Consider the following 1,206-nt stretch of genomic DNA (forward strand, 5'->3'; position numbering starts at 1 on the left):
GTGTTGGATGCTGGTGAGCGTTCGCGTCTGCAGGAGTGGAGTAATCGGGCGGTGTTGACGCGGCCGGGGTCGGCTGCGGTGTCGATTCCGGTGGTGTTCGCTGAGCAGGTGGCCCATACCCCGGAGGCGGTGGCGTTGACCTGTGATGGCCGGTCGATGACCTATCGCGAGCTGGATGCGGCGTCGAATCGGTTGGCGCGGTTGTTGATTGATCGGGGAGCGGGTCCGGGGCGGTCTGTGGCGCTGTTGGTGCCGCGGTCTGCTGAGGCGATCGTTTCAATTCTCGCGGTGCTCAAGACGGGGGCGGCCTATCTACCGTTCGATCCGGCGGTGCCTGCGGCGCGGTTGGAGTTCATGCTTGCCGATGCCGAGCCGGTCGCGGCGGTCACGACAGCGGAGTTGCGCTCGCGGTTGGATGGGTCTGACGTAGCGGTCATCGATGTCGACGACCGCGTCGCGGACAGCTATCCAGGCACGGCCGTGCCTCTGCCGGCGGCTGACGAGATTGCCTACATCATCTACACCTCCGGTACGACGGGTGTGCCCAAGGGTGTGGCGGTCACGCACGGCAATGTGACTCAGGTATTGGAGTCGTTGCCCGTCGATCTGCCTGCGGGACCGGGCCAGGTGTGGTCGCAGTGGCATTCTTTGGTGTTCGACGTCTCGGTATGGGAGATCTTCGGTGCCCTGTTGCACGGGAGCCGGTTGGTGATCGTGCCCGAGTCGGTGGCGGGGTCGCCCGACGATCTGCATCAGCTGCTGGTGGCCGAGAAAGTCAGCGTCGTGTATCAAACGCCCTCCGCGGTGGGGATGCTCTCGCCGGACGGTCTGGAAGGCGCGGCGTTGGTGGTGGCGGGTGAGGCGTGTCCGGCCGAGGTGATGGATCGGTGGGCCTCGGGTCGGGTGATGATCAACGCCTACGGTCCGACAGAGGCAACGATTTATGCGGCGATCAGTGCGCCGTTGGCTGCGGGCTCGGGTGTGGTGCCGATCGGATCGCCGCTGCCCAAGACGGCGACGTTTGTTCTTGATGAGTGGTTGCGTCCGGTGCCTGCCGGGGTGGTCGGCGAGTTGTATCTGGCAGGTCGCGGTGTAGCGATCGGGTACGTGCACCGGGCTGGGTTGACGTCGTCGCGGTTTGTGGCGTGTCCGTTCGGCGGCCCGGGACAACGGATGTATCGCACCGGCGATCTGGTGTGTTGGGGC

General features: G+C 65.6%; 1 protein-coding gene. It reads left to right on the top strand.

Features of this window, described 5'->3' with window-relative positions:
- A partial coding sequence (locus RMCN_RS25750; protein ID WP_131808609.1) for an amino acid adenylation domain-containing protein occupies window positions 1-1,206 on the top strand: 1,206 nt, incomplete at both ends.

Source organism: Mycolicibacterium novocastrense (assembly GCF_001570485.1).
GTDB classification, from domain to species: Bacteria; Actinomycetota; Actinomycetes; order Mycobacteriales; family Mycobacteriaceae; genus Mycobacterium; species Mycobacterium novocastrense.